This is a genomic window from Streptomyces diversicolor (assembly GCF_057537855.1).
On the sequence record NZ_BAAJXA010000002.1, the window covers coordinates 174,071 to 193,460 of the forward strand.

The window sequence follows — 19,390 nt, forward strand, 5'->3', positions numbered from 1 at the left end:
CCAAGCACACGTCGGGGGACTTGATCATGGCAATCCAGTATTTCTGGCGACACCCGCTCGCCGAACAGGTACGCGAAGAAGGGCGTGAAGAAGGCCGCAAAGAAGGCCGTCTCCAAGCGGCGCGTGACGCGATCCTGTTCATTTTGAGGTCGCGCGGAATCCCGGTATCGCAAGCCGTCCGTGACCGGGTCAACGCCTGCGCAGACCTCGACCAACTCGACGCCTGGGGCCGACGATCCGTCCATGCCACGAGCGCCGACGAACTGTTCGTTCAGGACTGAGCCGGGGGAATCTCGGGCCGCCCGCTACTCGCGGCACCGGGGCGCACGTCGGCTCAGCGCCGCCTGCTCGACCGCTTCCTCGGGCAACTCCACCACTTCCTCCGGACACGGCAGCACTCCGACGAACAGCACGCCTTCGCCCCACTCTCTCAGGCACCTGCGTGAGCCGCTCGGTCACAGGCGCTGTCAGTGCACCCGTCCAGCGCTGTGACCGGGAAGGTTCACCGTGATCGGAAGGCGGCTCGGAGCTTGCGCGGTGGGGCGAGCGCACGCGAAACGTCTGGTATTACTGGGACATGCAGGACGAGACCGCACGCTCCGCGATCGACACGTTCATCTCCGCGTTCAACGCCTCGGACGACAGCTATGTGACTGCCCTGCTCTCTCAGGCCCTGACCTCAGACGTGGTCTTCTGGGGGCCGTTGGGTCGCAGCGAAGGAATCGGGGCGGTCGAGCGGTTCGTGCTGGACATCCGACGCCACCCGGCGGGGACCGGCACGATGGTGCGCTGCTCAGCGGTGGACATGCCTGACGAATGGGCCCGGTACCAGTGGGTCTTCACCACGCCTGATGGAGGCCCGCGCCTGGCGGGAACGGATGTCGTCCATCTGCGACGGAGCCTCATCGACCAGATCATCGTCTTCGCGGGGGAGATCGAGCCGTTCGCCTCCTGAGTCATCCTTCTGTCGCTTGTCCTTCTCCTGAACTTGCCCCGTCGGCGTTCGGGGGCGGCTCGGCGTTGGTGTCGCGCCAGCGCAGGTAGCGGTGCAGCGCCTGGGTTTGCGCAGGGTGGCTGCGGTGGTGTGAGTTGGCCAGGGTGAACTGCCGCAGCGGGCCGAAGTGGGCCTCGATCGGGTCGGCCCAGGAAGCGCAGGCCGGGGTGAAGCACAACTCTGCCTTGTTCTTCTTCGCCCAGCGGTGGATGGCCGCGCCGGTGTGGGCGGAGAGGTTGTCCAGGATGATGTAGATCGGGGCCCGTCGGGTCGGGCGGCGCGGATCGACTTGAGCGCGGCCAGGGTGTTGCCGGTGCCCCTGCAGCGGCGGTTGACGCCCCACAGGCGGTCGTCGCCCACGGAGCAGCAGCCGGGGAAGTAGGTGACGCCGTGGGTGCGGCGGTAGGTCGCCGACAGCCGGTTTGGCTTGCCCTGCTTCGCCCAGCAGGAGCCTGCGGTGGGCCGGATCCCCAGGGGGCCGAACTCGTCGACGGCGAAGACCCGGTCCGGGAAGCGGTCCAGCACCTGCTCGTTCCGGTCGAGCTTGGCGTCGCGATCAGGGTCGGGTGACTCCTTCCAGGTCTTGGTGCGCTGGAAGGTGATGCCGCGGCGCCGCAGCAGGCACCGTAAGGCTTCACGGGCGATGCGGATGACACGTCCGTGCACTTTCCGCAGGCAGGCGGCGAGCTTGCGCAACGGCCAGCGGGTGAAGGGCTGGCCGAGCCTGGTGGGGAGGGTGGTGGCCCCCGGATGACGAAGTCCTCCTCGTCAGGGCTGAGTCGGCGGGGGCGGCCTCCCGCCCAGCGAGGACCCGGGCGGGCCAGGCCGATCTCGTTGAACCGGTGGATCACGTCCCGGACGGTGTCCTCGTCGGCCTGGACCAGCTGGGCGATCACCGGCACCCGGTTCCCGCCGGCCGAGGCCGGCAGCATCGTCGCGCGCCGGTAGCGCACCGGCCCTCGGCACCCCAGGGGGTCCGGGTCACGATTGGGTTTCGGAGGGGGTTCGGGGCTTGCGCGTGACTTGTGTAATCGATTCCAATCCTCCGTACGCGTCGATGTAATCGATTCCATGCATGTCCACAAGGAGGTGGAACGGCGATGGCGAGCATCAAGGACGTCGCCGCCGCGGCGGGGGTCTCCGTCGCCACGGTCTCGCGTGTCCTGAACGATCACCCGTCGGTCAGCGCGGACGCACGCACGCGTGTGCTGGCCGCCGTCGACCGCCTGGGCTACCGGCCCAACGCCGTCGCCCGTTCCCTGCGCACCGACCAGACGCGCACCCTCGGCCTGGTCATCAGCGACGTACTGAACCCGTACTTCACCGAACTGGCCCGTTCCGTCGAGGAGGAGGCCCGCGCGCTCGGCTACAGCGTCATCATCGGCAACGCCGACGAGCGGCCCGACCTCCAGGACCACCATGTGCGGACCCTGCGGGACCGGCGGATCGACGGGCTGCTCGTCTCGCCGACGGACGGCGGTTCGCCGCTGATGCTGGACGCCGTCCGCGCGGGCACGCCGATGGTGTTCGTCGACCGGTGGATCCCGGGCGTGGACGTGCCGGTCGTCAGGGCCGACGGGCGCGCGGCGATCCGGGATCTGGTCGCCCATCTGCAGGCGCTGGGGCACCGACGGCTCGCGATCATCGCGGGGCCCGCGGCCACCACGACCGGCAGCGAACGCGTCGAGGCATTCCGGGCCGCCTTGGCCGAGTACGGAATCCCCCTCCCGGACGCCTACATAGGCCAGGGCGACTTCCAGGCCGAGAGCGGGCGGCGGGTCACCGAGGGCTTCCTCGACCTGCCCGAGCCGCCCGAGGTCGTCTTCGCCGCGGACAACCTGATGGCGCTGGGCGCGCTGGACGCCGTCCGCGCGCGCGGCCTGCGCGTTCCGGACGACCTCGCGCTGGCCGCGTTCGACGACATCCCGTGGTTCGTGCACACCGACCCGCCGATCACCGCGGTCGCCCAGCCCACGGGCGACCTCGGCCGAGCCGCCGTACGGGCCCTGGTCGACCGCATCGAGGGCCGGCCCCCCGAGTCCGTGACCCTCGCCGCCCGGCTCGTCGTGCGCCGCTCGTGCGGCGAGCCCGCCCCCCAGGAGCCGTCCCCCGCAACGAACAGGAGCCAGCCGTGAGCAACCCGGACGAGTTGCTGCGCATCGAGGGCATTCGCAAGACCTTCCCCGGCGTGGTCGCGCTCGACGGCGTCGACTTCGACCTGCGCCGCGGCGAGGTGCATGTGCTGCTCGGTGAGAACGGCGCGGGCAAGAGCACGCTGATCAAGATGCTCTCCGGCGCCTACCGCCCCGACGCCGGCCGGATCCTGGTCGGCGGCGAGGAGGTCCGCATCCACAGTGCGCAGGACTCCGAACGCCTCGGCATCGCCACCATCTACCAGGAGTTCAACCTGGTGCCCGATCTGACGGTGGCCGAGAACATCTTCCTGGGCCGCCAGCCGCGCCGCTTCGGGATGATCGACCGCAGGACGATGGAGGCGGACGCCGAAGTCCTCCTCGCGCGCGTGGGCGTGAACGTCTCGCCACGCGCGCGTGTACGCGAACTCGGCATCGCGCGGCTGCAGATGGTCGAGATCGCCAAGGCGCTCAGCCTGGACGCGCGCGTGCTGATCATGGACGAGCCGACCGCGGTGCTCACCTCGGAGGAGGTCGACACGCTCTTCGGCATCGTGCGCACGCTGCGCGAGGACGGCGTCGGCGTGGTCTTCATCACCCACCACCTGGAGGAGATCGCCGCGCTCGGCGACCGGGTGACCGTCATCCGGGACGGCAGGAGCGTCGGTCAGGTCCCGGCCGGCACGCCCGAGGACGAGTTGGTGCGGCTCATGGTGGGCCGCTCCATCGAGCAGCAGTACCCGCGCGAGCGCGCCGGCGCGGGGGCCGCGCTGCTCACCGTCGACGGACTCACCCGCGACGGCGTCTTCCACGACGTGAGCTTCCAGGTGCACGCCGGCGAGGTCGTGGGCATCGCGGGGCTCGTCGGCGCCGGCCGCACCGAGGTCGTCCGGGCCGTGTTCGGCGCCGACCCCTACGACAAGGGGGACGTGCGGGTCGCCGGTGCGCCGCTGCGGCGGCACGACGTCAACGCGGCGATGGCGGCCGGGATCGGGCTCGTGCCCGAGGACCGCAAGGGCCAGGGCCTGGTGCTCGGCGCGTCCGTCGAGGAGAACCTCGGCCTGGTGACCATGCGGTCCGCGACCCGTGCCGGGCTCGTCGACCGGAAGGCGCAGCACCGGGCGGCCGAGCGGATCGCCGGGCAGCTGGGCGTGCGGATGGCGGGCCTCGGGCAGCAGGTGCGCACGCTCTCCGGCGGCAACCAGCAGAAGGTCGTCATCGGCAAGTGGCTGCTCGCGGACACCAAGGTGCTCATCCTCGACGAGCCGACGCGCGGCATCGACGTCGGCGCCAAGGTCGAGATCTACCAGCTCATCAACGAACTGACCGCGCAGGGCGCCGCCGTCCTGATGATCTCCAGCGATCTGCCGGAGGTACTGGGCATGAGCGACCGGGTGCTGGTGATGGCCCAGGGCCGGATCGCGGGCGAACTCGCGGCGGCCGAGGCCACCCAGGACGCCGTGATGGCGCTCGCCGTCAGCACTCCCACCGCCCCCACGACTCCCACGACCGAAACGGAGGCCGCTCGTGGCCACTGACACGCTCAACAGCAGGACGGGCGCGAGTGGCGCCCCGGGCGGCCTGCGCCGCCTCCTGCTCGACAACGGCGCGCTCACCGCGCTCATCGTCCTGGTCATCGCCCTGTCGGCGCTGTCCGGTGACTTCCTGACGACCGACAACCTGCTCAACATCGGCGTCCAGGCGGCCGTGACCGCGATCCTCGCCTTCGGTGTCACCTTCGTGATCGTCTCGGCGGGCATCGACCTGTCGGTCGGCTCGGTCGCCGCGCTGTCGGCCACGGTCCTCGCCTGGAGCGCCACCCAGCACGGGGTGCCGGTCGCCCTCGCCGTGCTCCTCGCGATCGCCACCGGCATCGCGTGCGGCCTGGTCAACGGCTTTCTGATCGCGTACGGCAAACTGCCGCCGTTCATCGCGACACTCGCCATGCTGTCGGTGGGCCGCGGCCTGTCCCTGGTGATCTCGCAGGGCTCCCCCATCCCCTTCCCCGACTCCGTCTCGCACCTCGGCGACACGCTGGGCGGCTGGCTGCCGGTGCCCGTGCTGGTCATGGTCGTCATGGGACTGATCGCGGCGCTCGTGCTCGGCCGTACCTACATCGGCCGCTCCATGTACGCGATCGGCGGCAACGAGGAGGCCGCGCGCCTGTCGGGTCTGCGCGTCAAGAAGCAGAAGCTCGCGATCTACGCCCTTTCGGGTGTGTTCGCCGCCGCGGCGGGCGTCGTGCTCGCCTCCCGGCTGTCCTCCGCGCAGCCGCAGGCCGCCGACGGCTACGAACTGGACGCGATCGCCGCGGTCGTCATCGGCGGCGCCTCGCTCGCGGGCGGCACCGGCAAGGCGTCCGGCACACTGATCGGCGCGCTGATCCTGGCGGTGCTGCGCAACGGCCTCAACCTGCTGTCCGTGTCCGCCTTCTGGCAGCAGGTCGTGATCGGCGTGGTCATCGCGCTGGCCGTGCTGCTCGACACCGTGCGCCGCAAGGCGGGGGCGAGCCCGCAGGCCGCGGGCACGGGCGGCGGCGACAGGGGCCGGCAGGCGGCGACGTACACGCTCGCGGCCGTGGTCACCGTGGCGATCGTCGGCGCGACGTCCTTCCTGCACAACGGGTCCGCCGGCGGCGGCAACCCGAAGGTGGGCCTGTCGCTGTCCACCCTCAACAACCCCTTCTTCGTGCAGATCCGGGCGGGCGCCCAGGCCGAGGCGAAGCGGCTCGGGGTGGACCTGACGGTCACCGACGCCCAGAACGACGCCTCGCAGCAGGCCAACCAGCTGCAGAACTTCACCAGTTCACGGCTCGGCGCGATCATCGTCAACCCGGTGGACTCGGACGCGGCAAGCAACTCCGTGAAGGCGGCCGACCGGGCGAAGATACCCGTGATCGCCGTCGACCGCGGCGTCAACAACGCCCGCACCGACGCCCTGGTCGCCTCCGACAACGTCGCCGGCGGTGAACTCGCCGCCAAGACGATCGCCGAAAAGCTCGGCGGCAACGGGAAGATCGTGATCCTCCAGGGCCAGGCCGGCACCTCCGCCGCGCGCGAGCGCGCCGCCGGCTTCGCCGCGGGACTCAAGTCCTATCCGGGCATCGAGGTCGTGGCCCAGCAGCCCGCCGACTTCGACCGCACCAAGGGCCTCGACGTGATGTCGAACCTGCTCCAGGCCCACCCCGACGTGCAGGGCGTCATCGCCGCCAACGACGAGATGGCCCTCGGCGCGATCAAGGCCCTGGGCGCCAAGGCCGGCCGGTCCGTCTCGGTCGTCGGCTTCGACGGCACCCCGGACGGGCTGGCGGCCGTGAAGAAGGGCACGCTGTACGCGTCCGTGGCCCAACAGCCCACCCAGTTGGGGAGGATCGCGGTGGACAACGCCCTCAAGGCACTTGACGGCAAGAAGATCGACGAGACCGTGAAGGTACCGGTGAAGGTCGTCACCGCGCAGAACGTGAACGGGTTCACCGGCTGACACCACGCCTCGACCGCGCCTCACCCCACCGCACAGGGAGCCAATCTGATGTACGACTACGACCTTCTGGTCGTGGGATCGGCCAACGCCGACCTGGTGATCTCCGTCGAGCGCCGCCCGGAGGCCGGAGAGACCGTGCTGGGCTCCGACCTGGCCGTCCACCCCGGCGGCAAGGGCGGCAACCAGGCGGTCGCCGCCGCCCGGCTCGGGGCCCGTACGGCGCTGCTCGCCCGGGTCGGCGACGACGCGTACGGGCGGCTGCTGCTCGACTCCCAGCGGGCCGCGGGCGTGGACACGGTGGGCGTCCTGGTGGGCGGCGCGCCCACCGGGGTCGCGCTGATCACCGTGGACCCGTCCGGCGACAACAGCATCGTGGTCTCGCCGGGCGCCAACGGCCGGCTGACCCCGGCGGACGTACGGGCCGCCGGCAGCCTCTTCCACGCCTCCCGGGTGGTCTCCACACAGTTGGAGATCCCGCTGGAGACGGTCGTGGAGGTGGTGCGGAACCTGGCCCCGAAGGGCCGCTTCGTGCTCAACCCGTCCCCGCCGCGTCCGCTGCCGCAGGAGGTGCTGGATGCCTGCGACCCGCTGATCGTCAACGAGCACGAGGCACGGGTGATCCTGGGCGGGGGCCGGGTGGGCGAGCGGCCCGAGGACTGGGCGCGGATCCTGCTGGCGAAGGGCCCCCGGTCGGTGGTGGTGACCCTGGGCGCCGAGGGCGCTCTGGTCGCCGACGCCGACGGGGTCGTCCGGGTGCCGGCGGTGCCGGTGGCGGCCCTGGACACCACGGGCGCCGGGGACGCGTTCACGGCGGCGCTGGCCTGGCGGCTCGGGGCGGGCGCCGCACTGGCCGAGGCCGCCGGGTACGCGGCCCGGGTCGGCGCGGTGGCCGTCACCCGGCGGGGTGCCCAGGAGTCGTTCCCGACCGCGCAGGAGGTCGACGCGCTGTGAAGAAGGCGGGCATTCTCAACCGTCACCTGTCCGGTGCGATAGCCGAGTTGGGGCACGGCGACGGGGTGCTGGTGTGCGACGCCGGGATGCCGACACCCCGCGGCCCACGGGTCGTGGACCTGGCCTTCCGGGCCGGTGTGCCGTCGTTCGCCGAGGTGCTGGACGGGCTGCTCGACGAGCTGGTGGTGGAGGGGGCGACGGCGGCCGACGAGGCGCGTACGGCCAACCCGGCCGCCTTCGCCCTGCTCCACGGGCGCTTCCCCGAGCTGACCCTGGTCCCGCACGCGCGGCTCAAACAGCTCTCCGAGACCGCCCGCCTGATCGTCCGCACCGGCGAGGCCAGCCCATACGCCAACGTACTGCTGCACTGCGGGGTGTTCTTCTGACCGGGTCCGAGAAGGCCGGCCGCGGTGCAACAGCGCCCCAAGGGGGCGCGAGGCTGTGTCGATATGCGGCTCCGCCGCGCGGGCGCGACCAGCCACGACGCCGCCGCAGCCGCCCGACGGCACATCGCGGCACTCTCAAAGGCCGCGCACCTCCACGCCGTCAGCGCACCACATGGTCCAAGAACAACGCAGCCGTCTCGGTCAGCACCGCGCAACCGTCGCGTGCCCACAGCTCCTCGTTGAAGAGTTCGACCTCGATGGGCCCGGTGTACCCGGCCGCCGTCACGTACCCCAGCCACTCCCGCATATCGATCGCGCCGTCCCCGATCTGTCCGCGTCCGTTGAGCACGCCCTCGGGCAACGGAGTGGTCCAGTCGGCGAGTTGGAAGGTGTGGATGCGGCCGCCCGCGCCGGCCCTGGCGATCTGCTCGGGCGCCGTGTCGTCCCACCAGATGTGGTACGTGTCCACGGTGACGCCGACCTGGTCGGCCGGGAAGCGTTCGGCGAGGTCCAGGGCCTGGGCGAGGGTGGAGACCACGCAGCGGTCGGCGGCGTACATCGGGTGCAGCGCCTCGATGGCCAGCCGTACGCCGTGGGCCTTGGCGTACGGGCCCAGTTCGGCCAGCGCGTCCGCGATCCGCTCGCGGGCGCCGCGCAGGTCACGGGAGCCGGCCGGCAGTCCGCCGCAGACCAGCACGAGGGTGTCCGTGCCCAGGGCCGCGGCCTCGTCGACGGCCCGGCGGTTGTCGGCGAGGGCCGCCGCCCGCGCGTCCGCGTCGATCGCCGTGAGGAAGCCGCCGCGGCACAGGGTGGACACGGCCAGCCCGGCGTCGCGCATCAGCTTGGCGGTGGCCTCGACGCCGTACGCCTGGACCGGCTCGCGCCACAGGCCGACGCGGCTGACGCCCGAGGCGCCGCACGCCTCGGCCAGTTCGGGCAGCGACAGCTGTTTGACGGTCATCTGGTTGATGGAGAAACGCGCGAGGTCCGCGCCGTTCGTGCCGCTCATCGCTGCACCCCATACAGCGCGAGCAGGTCCTTCATCCGCTCCTCGGCCAGCTTGGGGTCGGGGAACAGGCCCAGGCCGTCGGCGAGTTCGTAGGCGCGGGCCAGGTGCGGCAGGGAACGGGCCGACTGCAGGCCGCCGACCATCGTGAAGTGCCTCTGGTGACCGGCCAGCCAGGCCAGCAGGACAACGCCCGTCTTGTAGAAGCGGGTCGGCGGCTGGAAGAGGTGCCGGGACAGTTCGACGGTCGGGTCGAGGAGGGCGCGGAAGCCCGCCGTGTCCCCCGTGTCCAGGGCCCGGACCGCCTGGGCCGCCAGCGGGCCCAGCGGGTCGAAGATGCCGAGCAGCGCGTGGCTGAAGCCCCGTTCGTCGCCCGCGATCAGCTCCGGGTAGTGGAAGTCGTCGCCGGTGTAGCAGCGCACGCCCTGCGGGAGCCTGCGGCGCAGCTCGACCTCGCGCCGCGCGTCCAGCAGGGAGACCTTGATGCCGTCGACCTTGTCGGGGTGGGCGGCGATGACCTCCAGGAAGGTGTCGGTGGCCGCGTCCAGGTCGGCCGAGCCCCAGTAGCCGTCGAGGACGGGGTCGAACATGGGGCCGAGCCAGTGCAGGATCACCGGCTCGGCGGCCTGGCGCAGCAGATGGCCGTAGACGTCCAGGTAGTCCTCGGGTCCGGTGGCGGTCCGGGCCAGCGCCCGTGAGGCCATCAGGATGGCCTGCGCGCCCGACTCCTCGACTACGGCGAGCTGTTCCTCGTAGGCGGCGCGGATCGCGGCGAGTGAGCCGCCGGTGAGCTGGTCGGTGCCGACGCCGCAGGCGATCCGGCCGCCGACGGCCTTCGCCTCGGCCGCGGACCGCCGGATGAGTTCGGCGGCGCCCGCCCAGTCCAGGCCCATGCCGCGCTGGGCGGTGTCCATCGCCTCGGCGACGCCGAGACCGTGGGACCACAGGTGGCGGCGGAAGGCGAGGGTGGCGTCCCAGTCGACGGCGGCAGGCGAGTCGGGGGACACGTCGGCGTACGGGTCGGCGACGACGTGCGCCGCCGAGAAGACCGTACGGGAGGTGAAGGGGGTGCCGGGGGTCGGCGCGAGCGGCTCGGTGCGCGGCTCGTAGGTGCGCAACGCGCCGTGCGCGTCCGGGAGTCGGATGGTCACAGCGAGATCTCCGGTACGTCGATGCGGCGGCCCTCCGCGGAGGACTTCAGGCCCAGTTCGGCGAGTTGGACGCCGCGGGCGCCGGCCAGCAGGTCCCAGTGGTAGGGGGCGTCGGCGTAGACGTGCTTGAGGAACAGCTCCCACTGGGCCTTGAAGCCGTTGTCGAACTCGCCGTTGTCGGGGACCTCCTGCCACTGGCCGCGGAAGTCGTCGGTGGCGGGGAGGTCCGGGTTCCAGACCGGCTTGGGGGTCGCGGAGCGGTGCTGCGCGCGGCACTTGCGCAGGCCGGCGACGGCCGAGCCCTCGGTGCCGTCGACCTGGAACTCGACGAGTTCGTCGCGGTTGACGCGCACCGCCCAGGAGGAGTTGATCTGGGCGACGGCGCCGCCCTCCAGTTCGAAGATGCCGTACGCGGCGTCGTCCGCCGTGGCGTCGTAGGGCTTGCCGCGCTCGTCCCAGCGCTGCGGGACATGGGTGGCGGCGAGGGCCTGGACGGAGGTGACCCGGCCGAACAGCTCGTGCAGGACGTACTCCCAGTGCGGGAACATGTCGACGACGATGCCGCCGCCGTCCTCGGCGCGGTAGTTCCAGGAGGGGCGCTGGGCGGGCTGCCAGTCGCCCTCGAAGACCCAGTAGCCGAACTCGCCGCGCACCGACAGGACACGGCCGAAGAAGCCGCCGTCGATCAGCCGCTTCAGCTTGAGCAGGCCGGGCAGGAAGATCTTGTCCTGGACGACGCCGTGCTTGATGCCCTTGCGCTGGGCGAGGCGGGCCAGTTCCAGGGCGCCGTCGAGGCCGGTGGCGGTGGGCTTCTCGGTGTAGATGTGCTTGCCTGCCGCGACCGCCTTCTTGATCGCCTCCTCTCGGGCCGAGGTCACCTGGGCGTCGAAGTAGATGTCGACGGCCGGGTCGGCGAGGACGGCGTCCAGGTCGGTGGCGACCTCGTCGAGGCCGTGCCGTTCGGCGATCGCCCGGAGGGCGGGCTCGCGGCGGCCGACGAGGATCGGCTCGGGCCACAGCACGGTGCCGTCGCCGAGGTCGAGTCCGCCCTGCTCGCGCAGGGCGAGGATCGACCGGAGGAGGTGCTGGCGGTAGCCCATGCGCCCGGTCACGCCGTTCATGGCGATACGCACCGTCTTGCGTGTCACGTCAGTCCCTTCATGGGCATCCGAGGCCCGTCTTCGCGTACTTCCCGTGTGTCGCGGTCGCCCGCCCGGCACGCACGCCGGTTCAGCAAGCGCTTTCTATCCGTGGAGAAGCTAGCCTCTGACCAGTGGTCCCTACAAGGGCGTGTCCACGGTTCGGTGGCGGAGGGGGCGAACGGGCGGGTCTGCCGGCCGTATGGTCTGCTCGGGGGCCGACGCGCCAGGCGGGGGCCGGACCGGACGGGGATGGACCGCACGGGACGGGCTCCCGGGCGCCCGGGGCACGGGTGCACCGCACCCGCACGGGGGCGCCGGCGCAGGGCGCACCGCAGCCCCCTTGACGACGACATGCGCGACCGGAGGACGACGAGATGACGGTGACCCTGGCGGACGTGGCGGCCCGCGCCCAGGTCTCGCCCGCGACGGTGTCGCGCGTGCTGAACGGCAACTACCCGGTGGCCGCCGCCACCCGGGAGCGGGTGCTGCGCGCCGTGGACGAACTGGACTACGTCCTCAACGGGCCGGCGAGCGCGCTGGCCGCGGCCACCTCCGACCTGGTCGGCATCCTCGTCAACGACATCGCCGACCCCTTCTTCGGCATCATGGCGAGCGCCATCCAGAACGAGATCGGCGGGCCGGGCGGGCGCGCCGGCGGCGAACGGCTGGCCGTCGTCTGCAACACCGGCGGGTCGCCGGAGCGCGAACTGACCTATCTGACGCTGTTGCAGCGGCAGCGCGCCGCCGCGGTGGTGCTCACCGGCGGCGCCGTCGAGGACGCCACGCACGGGGCCGCGGTCGCGGCGAAGCTGCGCAAGCTGAGCGCCGCGGGTACGCGGGTGGTGCTGTGCGGGCGCCCGCCGGCGCCGGACACCGACGCCGTCGCCCTGACCTTCGACAACCGCGGCGGCGGCCGGGAACTGACCGAACACCTCATCGGCCTCGGCCACCGCCGCCTCGGCTATATCGCGGGGCCGCAGGAGCGTACGACCACCCGGCACCGGCTCGAAGGCCATCACGCGGCGCTGTCCGCGGCCGGTGTCGACGCGGATCCGGGCTGGACGGTGCACGGCCGCTACGACCGGCGTGCCGGCTACGAGGCGACGCGGGAACTGCTGCGCCGGGACCCCTCGTTGACGGCGGTGGTGGCCGCGAACGACTCCGTCGCGCTCGGCGCGTGCGCGGCGTTGCGCGAGTCCGGTCTGCGCATTCCGCAGGACGTGTCGGTGGCCGGCTTCGACGATCTGCCGTTCAGCATCGACGCGGTGCCCGCGCTGACTACGGTCCGGCTGCCGCTTGCCGAGGCCGGCGCGCGGGCGGGGCGTATCGCGATGGGGCGCGAGGAGGCGCCGCACGGGGGGATCGCGACGATCCGGGGTGAGCTGATGGTTCGGGGGTCTACGGCCGCGCCACGCTGACGCTCGGTTTCGGCGGCTGACCGGTCTGTCCGACGTGGGCCTGGTCATGCCGGCCGACTGCGGCGCCGTCGTGGCTGATCGCGCCCGCGCGGCGGAGCCGCGTATCGATACAGCCCCGCGGCCCATTGGGGGCGCAACCGTGGTCAGTCGGCCTCCGCGCCGTCGTGGCTGATCGCGCAGTTCCCCGCGCCCCTTCGGGGCTCGAACCGTCGTCAGTCGGCCTCCGCGCCATCGTGGCTAGGCGCGCAGTTCCCCGCGCCCCTTCGGGGCGCGACCGCCGCCGGGCGTGTGCGGCGCCGTCGTAGTTGATCGCGCCCTTGTGGTGGAGACGCGTATCGATACAGCCCCGCTCGATACAGCCCCGTGGTCCTTTGGGGCGTTGCCTCAGTGCGGTGGGGCTTGGCTGGGGCGGGCATGGACGGGGGTGGGGTGGTGGGCTAGGGTATTTCTGACTGAGTCAAGTATCGGGAGCCTTCGGGGGTGCCCGGAGGTCGGATCATCGGGGGCGCTTCATGACCGTCCAGGACATCCGTGCCTTCAACCGCTTCTACACGAATCTCATCGGCGCCCTCGACTACGGCCGCCATCTGTACGCCCCGTACACCCTCACCGAGTCCCGCGTCCTGTACGAACTCGCGCACTCATCCCGTACGGACGCCGCCGATCTGCGCGGCGAGCTGTCGCTGGACGCGGGGTATCTGAGCCGGATTCTGAACAAGTTCGAGCAGGACGGGCTGATCGAGCGTGCCCCGTCCGCGAAGGACCCCCGGCGCCGGCGGGTCAGCCTCACCCCGCGGGGCCGGGAGGCCGCGGACCTGCTCGATGAGCGGGCGCGGGAGAGCGTCGGCTCCCTGCTCGGCTCCGTCGACCCCGGCGACCGGCCGCGGCTCGCGGAGGCGATGCGTACCATCCAGGGCATCCTGGGCCCGGACGGCCACGGCCCCGCCCGCCCCGCCGGCCGCGAGGGCATCACGCTGCGCGAGCCCCGCCCGGGTGACCTCGGCTGGATCGTGCAGCGCAACGCCGCGCTGTACGCCGCCGAGTACGGCTGGAACTCCGACTACGAGGGTCTGGTCGCCCGCATCGTCGCCGACTTCGCGGCGGACCACGACCCGCATCTGGAGCGGGTGTGGATCGCCGAGGACCGCGGCGGACGGCCCGTCGGCTGCGTCATGTGCGTACGGGACGAGGCGCCCGCCACCGCCCGGCTGCGGCTGCTCCTCGTCGAACCGGAGGCGCGCGGGCTCGGGGTCGGGGACCGGCTGGTGCGGGCCGTCGTGGACTTCGCGCGCGAGGTCGGCTACCGGGACGTGGTGCTGTGGACCAACGACGTGCTCACCGCCGCCCGGCGCATCTACCAGCGCCACGGCTTCGTGCTCGTCGCCGAGAAGCCGCACCGCTCCTTCGGCCGCGACCTGAACGGGCAGGACTGGCGGCTGGATCTGCGCGGAACCGGAGCGTGACCAGTAAGGTCCGTGGTCATGAAGTTCGCCTTCTCCACCCTCGGCGTTCCCGGGCTGCCCCTGTCCGAGGTGCTGGCCCTCGCGACCGCGCACGGCTACCACGGCGTCGAGCTGCGCGCCCATCCGGAGGAACCGGTGCATCCGGGGCTCGGACCCGCCGAACGGGCGGAGACGGCCGCCGCGTTCAGGGCGGCCGGGGTCGAGGTGCTGGGCCTCGCCGGGTACGCGCGGGTCGCCGCGCCCGGCGCCGACGAGCCCGTGCTCGCCGAGATCGGGCGGCTGCTCGAACTCGCCCATGACCTGGGCGCGCCGTTCGTGCGGGTCTTCCCCGGCGGGGGCGACCAGCCCGCGGCGGACGCCGACGTCACCGCCGTCCGACGGCTTTCCGCCGCCGCCGGGCAGGCCGCGGCCCTCGGGGTGCGCATCCTGCTGGAGACCCATGACTCGCACCGCACCGGGGCCGCCGCGAGCCGCGTGCTCGGCGCGGTCGGGCAGCCGCAGGTCGGTGCGCTGTGGGACGTGATGCACAGCTGGCTGGGCGGCGAGCAGCCCTCGCAGACCTACCGGGCGCTCGCCCCGTACCTCGGCTACGTCCAGGTCAAGGACATCGCCTCGGCCGACGACACCACCCCGCTTCCGCTCGGCGCCGGGGTGCTGCCGCTGACCGAGTGCGTCGACGTGCTGTGCCGGTTCGGCTGGGACGGCTGGCTGTGCTGGGAGTACGAGAAGCGCTGGTACGAGTCGGCCGCGCCGCTGCCGGGCCTGCTGGGCGCGGGCCGCGCGCATCTGGCGCGGCTGCTGAGCGAGGCGGCGTAGCGGCACGTCCGTGATCGCGGCGGGTGCTGTGCGTTCCCTTGACTGGCAGAAACTTCCCGGATATTGGTGAATCCTCGGAAGTTTCCTTCAGTGGTCCACCCCCCGCATCTCCACGGATCCCCCTCCGGAAGGAGCGCACGTGCCCGACACGAGCACGGGAAACACCGCTCAGCCCGCCAGACGCACGGTCCTCGCCGCGACCGCGGGCATCACCGCCGCCCTCGCCGTCGGCGGCACCGCGCACGCCGACGCCGCCCGCGGCGACAAACGGCTCCGCGCCCTCATCTCCCGTATGACGCTGGAGGAGAAGGTCGGCCAGCTCTTCGTCATGCGGGTGTACGGTCACTCGGCCACCGCCCCGGACCAGGGCGACATCGACGCCAACCTGAGCGAGATCGGCGTACGGACCGCCGCCGAGCTGATCGCCGAGTACCGCGTCGGCGGGATCATCTACTTCACCTGGGCGCACAACACCAAGGACCCGCGCCAGATCGCCGAGTTGTCCAACGGCATCCAGCGGGCCTCCCTCGACCGGCCCCGCGGGCTGCCCGTCCTCATCGCCACCGACCAGGAGCACGGCATCGTCTGCCGGGTCGGCAGACCCGCCACCCTCTTCCCGGGCGCGATGGCCGTCGGCGCGGGCGGCTCCCGCGCCGACGCCCGCACTCTGGGCCGCGTCTCGGGCGCCGAACTGCGCGCGATGGGCATCAACCAGGACTACTCCCCCGACGCCGACGTGAACGTCAACCCGGCCAACCCGGTCATCGGCGTACGGTCCTTCGGGGCCGACCCGGACGCCGTGGCCGCTCTGGTGGCGGCCGAGGTGACGGGGTATCAGTCCTCCGGGGTCGCGGCGACCGCCAAGCACTTCCCCGGGCACGGCGACACCGCCGTCGACAGCCACTACGGCTTCCCCGTGATCACCCACAGCCGGGACCAGTGGGAGGCGCTGGACGCGGCACCCTTCCGCGCCGCGATCAGGGCCGGCATCGACTCGGTCATGACCGCGCACATCCAGTTCCCGGCGCTGGACGACTCCGGCGACCCGGCGACCCTGTCCCGTCCCATCCTCACCGGCATCCTGCGCGGGGAACTGGGCTACGACGGGGTCGTGGTGACCGACTCCCTCGGCATGGAGGGCGTACGGACCAAGTACGGCGACGACCGGGTGCCGGTGCTCGCGCTGAAGGCGGGCGTCGACCAGTTGCTCAACCCGCCGAGGCTCGACGTGGCCTGGAACGCCGTACTGGAGGCCGTGCGCGGCGGCGAACTCACGGAGGCGCGGCTCGACGAATCGATCCTGCGCATCCTGCGGCTCAAGGCCCGGCTCGGCCTGTTCGATCACCCGTACGCCGACCCCGACCGGGTCGGCGGCACCGTCGGCACGCCCGCGCATCTGGCCGCCGCCGACCGGATCGCCGAGCGCACGACGACCCTGCTCGTCAACGAGGGCGGCATCCTCCCGCTGTCCCGCCGCACCCACCGCGGGCTCCTGGTGGTGGGCGCCGATCCGGCCTCCCCGTCCGGTACGACCGGCCCGCCCACCGGTGTCCTGGCCGCCGCCCTCACCGAACTGGGCTTCACGGCCACCGCGCTGTCCACCGGCACGGCGCCCTCCGCCGCCACCATCGCCAAGGCGGTGACCGCCGCGCGGGACGCGGACGCGGTGATCGTCGCGACGTACAACGTCTCGGCGGGCGGCGCGCAGACGTCCCTCGTCGAACAGCTCCTCGCCACCGGGAAGCCGGTCGTCGCCGTCGCCGTCCGCAATCCGTACGACGTCGCGCACCTTCCGTCCGTACCGGGCTTCCTGGCGACGTACTCCTGGACCGACGTGGAACTGCGCGCCGCCGCCCGGGTGATCGCCGGACGCGTCGCGCCGCGGGGCAGGCTGCCCGTACCGGTGCAGCGGGCGGACGACCCGGGTCGGGTGCTGTTCCCTATCGGGTACGGCCTGTCCTACTGAGCGCTTCACTGGATTTGGCCGCGCTGCGCCTTGGCCGTGCGGCGCCGCCGGTCGCGTGCGGCGCCGCCGTGGCTGGTCGCGCAGTTCCCCGCGCCCCTTCAGGGCGCCAACCGTCGTCGGTCCTGTGCGGCACCGTCGTGGTTGATCGCGCAGTTCCCCGCGCCCCTTTGGGGCGTCAACCGTCGGCGGTCGTGTGCGGCGGCGTCGTGGTTGATCGCGCCGTTCCCCGCGCCCCTTTGGGGCGTCAACCGTCGGCGGTCGTGTGCGGCGGCGTCGTGGCTGGGCGCGCCGTTCCCCGCGCCCCTTTGGGGTGCCGCGCCCGCCGGCTGTGGGGTGGGCGCGGCACCGGGTGTCATGGGCGTAGTGCCGGTTCGCGTTCCACGTCGCGGACGTCAAGGCGGGCGTCGAAGCGGGCCAGCGGCCTGGCCGCCGACGGGTCCGCCTCGACCGCCGGGGAGGCGACGCCGGCCCAGTCCAGGATGCGGGCGGTGGCGAGCGCCTTCTCGTCGGCCACCAGACCGGCCACGTTCGCGCCGTGGTTCATACCGGGCGCGGTGAACACGTACGAGTCCCGCGCGCCGTGGCCGGGGCGGAACCGCTCGGAGCCCCACGGGTCGTTCTGGCCGTAGACGAAGAGCATGCGCGTCGCATGGTGGCGTACCCAGGTGTCCACGTCACGCATCGCGTTCGGCTGGAACGTCATCGGGATGGACCGGGGCACGAAGTTCCGGGGCGGCTGGATGCCGTACTTGATGTACTTCTTCTCGATGTACGGGAAGTGGATCGTCGGCGCGCCCAGCTGCGTACCCGCCTGGTAGTAGTACGGCGTGTACGGCTCCAGGCCCTGGTCGGTGTAGGCGGAGAACCCGGAGATGGTGTCGACGGAGTCCCAGATCTCCTGGTCGCTCGCGTGCTCGGCGTCCGCCGGGACGGTGTCGCAGTCGGACAGCCCGCTGTACTGCCAAAAGCCCCAGACGTAGTCGAGGACGACGGCCTCGTAGGCGCGGTCCAGGCTGCCGATGGTGCCGAAGGTGTAGCCGTTGTCGGCGGCGTACGCCGCGTACCTCTTCTCCAGGGCCTGACGGCGCACCAGCGCCTCCCGCTGGACCCCGTTCAGCCGGTCCCGGCACTCCTTGGTGCCGACGGTCGCGAAGAACCGATCGTACGCCGAGTCCTCCTTGTCGACCACGTCGTTGGGGGCCACGTACGCCACCACGCCGTCCATGTCGCGCGGGTAGAAACGCTCGTAGTAGGTGGCGGTCATGCCGCCCTTGGAGCCGCCCGTGGCAAGCCAGTTGGCGGGGTAGATCTTCTTCAGGGCCGTGAAGATGCGGTGCTGGTCGCTGGCCGCCTGCCAGATGTCGAGCTTGGACCAGTCCGCCGGGGACGGGCGGGACGGCGTGAAGAACCGGTACTCCATGGAGACCTGGTTGCCGTCCACGATCTGGGTCGGCTCGCGGCGGCCGGGGCTCGTGGAGACGTTGTAGCCGCCGGTGTAGAAGACCGTCGGGCGGGAGACGTCCTTGTGCAGCACGGTGATCCGCTGCTGGAACGTGCCCTTGGACGGGTGCCGGTGGTCCACCGGCTGGGTGTAGGTGAGGACGAAGAAGCGGTAGCCCGGGTAGGGCTTCTCCTCGACAAGGCTCATGCCCGGTACGGCGAGGAGCCTTTCCTTGATGTCCGTGCCGTCGGTGGTGGCCGACGGGGCGGCGGTGGCCGCGCCCGCCGTGCTCAGCGTGCCTATGAACACCGTGAGCGCGAGCAGCCATCTGAGCGCCTTGCGCATGCACCCTCCCTGTGAAACAGATGTGCGCCGGAAGCTATCGGAGCAACTCGCTTCACACCAGGGGGGATCGGGTCGGCGGGGCCGGTGGGCCGGGGGTCGGTGGGCCGGGGTCCGGTGGGGTCAGCACAGGATCCAGCCGGAACTCACCGAGCCGCGGGCCACCGCACCCTTCACCCACACGCAGCGGTGGCCTGCGTGCACGGTGACCGGGCCCGCCCGGTGGGCGTAGCGGCCCTCGTCCACCACCGGGCGGTTGCCGCGCGCCTGCACGCTGACCGACATCATGCGCTTGGTGCCGGGCCGCTTCGGGAGGGTGACCGCGCAGACGTAGCCGTTGCGCTTGTAGACGTGTACGGCGCCGGTGGAGAAGGGCAGGGTCTTCACCTTGCGCCCGGCGCAGGCTCCCTCCGACGCCGCCAGCGCGCCACCGGGCGCCGCGAAGGCGAGCACCCCGGAGGCGGCCAGCACGGCCACGCCGAGCGCCAGCCGCCTGCGCATCGCACCACTGCCCACTGTCGGCCCTCCCCTGTCCCGGCCACCGAACGTACTGATGTACGGACGCACGACAAGCGTCGGACGGTTGCCTGTCCCGCACCCCCATCCACCCCCCGACACCCCCACCGATCCACCCACCGATACCCCTGCAAACGGCGTCCGGCCCCGACACGGCAATGCCCGTCAGCCGACAGCGGCACGCCG

General features: G+C 72.2%; 16 protein-coding genes and 1 pseudogene. 11 read left to right on the forward strand and 6 right to left on the reverse strand.

What is annotated here, in order from left to right:
• Window positions 1-26: 26 nt before the first annotated feature.
• A complete protein-coding gene (locus tag AC27LF_RS02670) occupies window positions 27-281 on the forward strand; it encodes a hypothetical protein (RefSeq protein ID WP_479656051.1) in 255 nt (84 codons plus the stop codon).
• Between the two features lie 296 nt (window positions 282-577).
• Window positions 578-955 carry a nuclear transport factor 2 family protein gene (locus tag AC27LF_RS02675; RefSeq protein ID WP_479656050.1) on the forward strand — a complete coding sequence of 126 codons (378 nt, stop codon included), beginning with the start codon at window positions 578-580 and terminating at the stop codon, window positions 953-955.
• Between the two features lie 61 nt (window positions 956-1,016).
• Here the strand turns inward: AC27LF_RS02675 and AC27LF_RS02680 are convergent.
• Window positions 1,017-1,962: pseudogene (locus tag AC27LF_RS02680) on the reverse strand (IS630 family transposase); the annotation flags it as partial.
• A gap of 132 nt (window positions 1,963-2,094) precedes the next feature.
• Here AC27LF_RS02680 and AC27LF_RS02685 point away from each other — a divergent pair.
• The 5 genes from AC27LF_RS02685 to rbsD are packed head-to-tail and all read left to right on the forward strand — an operon-like array spanning window position 2,095 to window position 7,943.
• On the forward strand, window positions 2,095-3,129 hold the full coding sequence (locus tag AC27LF_RS02685) for a LacI family DNA-binding transcriptional regulator (RefSeq protein WP_404033626.1): 1,035 nt from the start codon (window positions 2,095-2,097) through the stop codon (window positions 3,127-3,129).
• Entirely contained in the window at window positions 3,126-4,664 is a 1,539-nt protein-coding gene (locus AC27LF_RS02690; RefSeq protein ID WP_479656049.1) for a sugar ABC transporter ATP-binding protein, read from the forward strand. Before AC27LF_RS02685 ends, AC27LF_RS02690 begins: the two co-directional genes overlap by 4 nt.
• Window positions 4,654-6,606: an ABC transporter permease/substrate-binding protein gene (locus tag AC27LF_RS02695; RefSeq protein ID WP_479656048.1), complete on the forward strand. Its 1,953-nt coding sequence runs from the start codon at window positions 4,654-4,656 to the stop codon at window positions 6,604-6,606. The genes AC27LF_RS02690 and AC27LF_RS02695 overlap by 11 nt, the downstream gene beginning before the upstream one ends.
• A gap of 48 nt (window positions 6,607-6,654) precedes the next feature.
• Window positions 6,655-7,557, forward strand: a complete 903-nt coding sequence (locus AC27LF_RS02700) for a ribokinase (protein WP_479656047.1) — start codon at window positions 6,655-6,657, stop codon at window positions 7,555-7,557.
• Window positions 7,554-7,943 carry a D-ribose pyranase gene (gene rbsD, locus AC27LF_RS02705; RefSeq protein ID WP_479656046.1) on the forward strand — a complete coding sequence of 130 codons (390 nt, stop codon included), beginning with the start codon at window positions 7,554-7,556 and terminating at the stop codon, window positions 7,941-7,943. Before AC27LF_RS02700 ends, rbsD begins: the two co-directional genes overlap by 4 nt.
• A 160-nt stretch (window positions 7,944-8,103) precedes the next feature.
• Here the strand turns inward: rbsD and AC27LF_RS02710 are convergent, their stop codons facing one another.
• Genes AC27LF_RS02710 through AC27LF_RS02720 form a run of 3 tightly spaced genes read right to left on the reverse strand, consistent with a single transcriptional unit; the run spans window position 8,104 to window position 11,248 of the window.
• Window positions 8,104-8,952, reverse strand: coding sequence for a sugar phosphate isomerase/epimerase family protein (locus AC27LF_RS02710; protein WP_479656045.1), 849 nt, complete (start codon window positions 8,950-8,952; stop codon window positions 8,104-8,106).
• Complete coding sequence (locus AC27LF_RS02715; RefSeq protein WP_479656044.1) at window positions 8,949-10,100, reverse strand: dihydrodipicolinate synthase family protein; 1,152 nt, start codon at window positions 10,098-10,100, stop codon at window positions 8,949-8,951. The genes AC27LF_RS02710 and AC27LF_RS02715 overlap by 4 nt, the downstream gene beginning before the upstream one ends.
• Window positions 10,097-11,248 (reverse strand): Gfo/Idh/MocA family protein, encoded by a 1,152-nt coding sequence (locus AC27LF_RS02720; RefSeq protein ID WP_479656043.1) that lies wholly within the window; start codon window positions 11,246-11,248, stop codon window positions 10,097-10,099. The genes AC27LF_RS02715 and AC27LF_RS02720 overlap by 4 nt, the downstream gene beginning before the upstream one ends.
• 368 nt (window positions 11,249-11,616) lie before the next feature.
• On the opposite strand from AC27LF_RS02720, the gene AC27LF_RS02725 reads away from it, so the two are divergent.
• The 4 genes from AC27LF_RS02725 (at window position 11,617) to AC27LF_RS02740 (ending at window position 16,905) form a co-directional block, all read left to right on the forward strand.
• The gene (locus tag AC27LF_RS02725; protein WP_479656042.1) at window positions 11,617-12,660 is read left to right on the forward strand and encodes a LacI family DNA-binding transcriptional regulator; all 1,044 of its coding nucleotides are present in this window, start codon (window positions 11,617-11,619) and stop codon (window positions 12,658-12,660) included.
• A 512-nt stretch (window positions 12,661-13,172) separates the two neighbouring features.
• The gene (locus tag AC27LF_RS02730; protein ID WP_479656041.1) at window positions 13,173-14,123 is read left to right on the forward strand and encodes a bifunctional helix-turn-helix transcriptional regulator/GNAT family N-acetyltransferase; all 951 of its coding nucleotides are present in this window, start codon (window positions 13,173-13,175) and stop codon (window positions 14,121-14,123) included.
• An 18-nt stretch (window positions 14,124-14,141) separates the two neighbouring features.
• Entirely contained in the window at window positions 14,142-14,939 is a 798-nt protein-coding gene (locus AC27LF_RS02735; RefSeq protein ID WP_479656040.1) for a sugar phosphate isomerase/epimerase family protein, read from the forward strand.
• A 139-nt stretch (window positions 14,940-15,078) separates the two neighbouring features.
• The gene (locus tag AC27LF_RS02740; RefSeq protein WP_479656039.1) at window positions 15,079-16,905 is read left to right on the forward strand and encodes a glycoside hydrolase family 3 protein; all 1,827 of its coding nucleotides are present in this window, start codon (window positions 15,079-15,081) and stop codon (window positions 16,903-16,905) included.
• Between the two features lie 352 nt (window positions 16,906-17,257).
• Here AC27LF_RS02740 and AC27LF_RS02745 read toward each other — a convergent pair whose 3' ends face one another.
• Window positions 17,258-18,691 (reverse strand): S28 family serine protease, encoded by a 1,434-nt coding sequence (locus AC27LF_RS02745; RefSeq protein WP_479656038.1) that lies wholly within the window; start codon window positions 18,689-18,691, stop codon window positions 17,258-17,260.
• Between the two features lie 120 nt (window positions 18,692-18,811).
• Window positions 18,812-19,189 carry a hypothetical protein gene (locus AC27LF_RS02750; RefSeq protein WP_479656037.1) on the reverse strand — a complete coding sequence of 126 codons (378 nt, stop codon included), beginning with the start codon at window positions 19,187-19,189 and terminating at the stop codon, window positions 18,812-18,814.
• Between the last annotated feature and the right edge of the window lie 201 nt (window positions 19,190-19,390).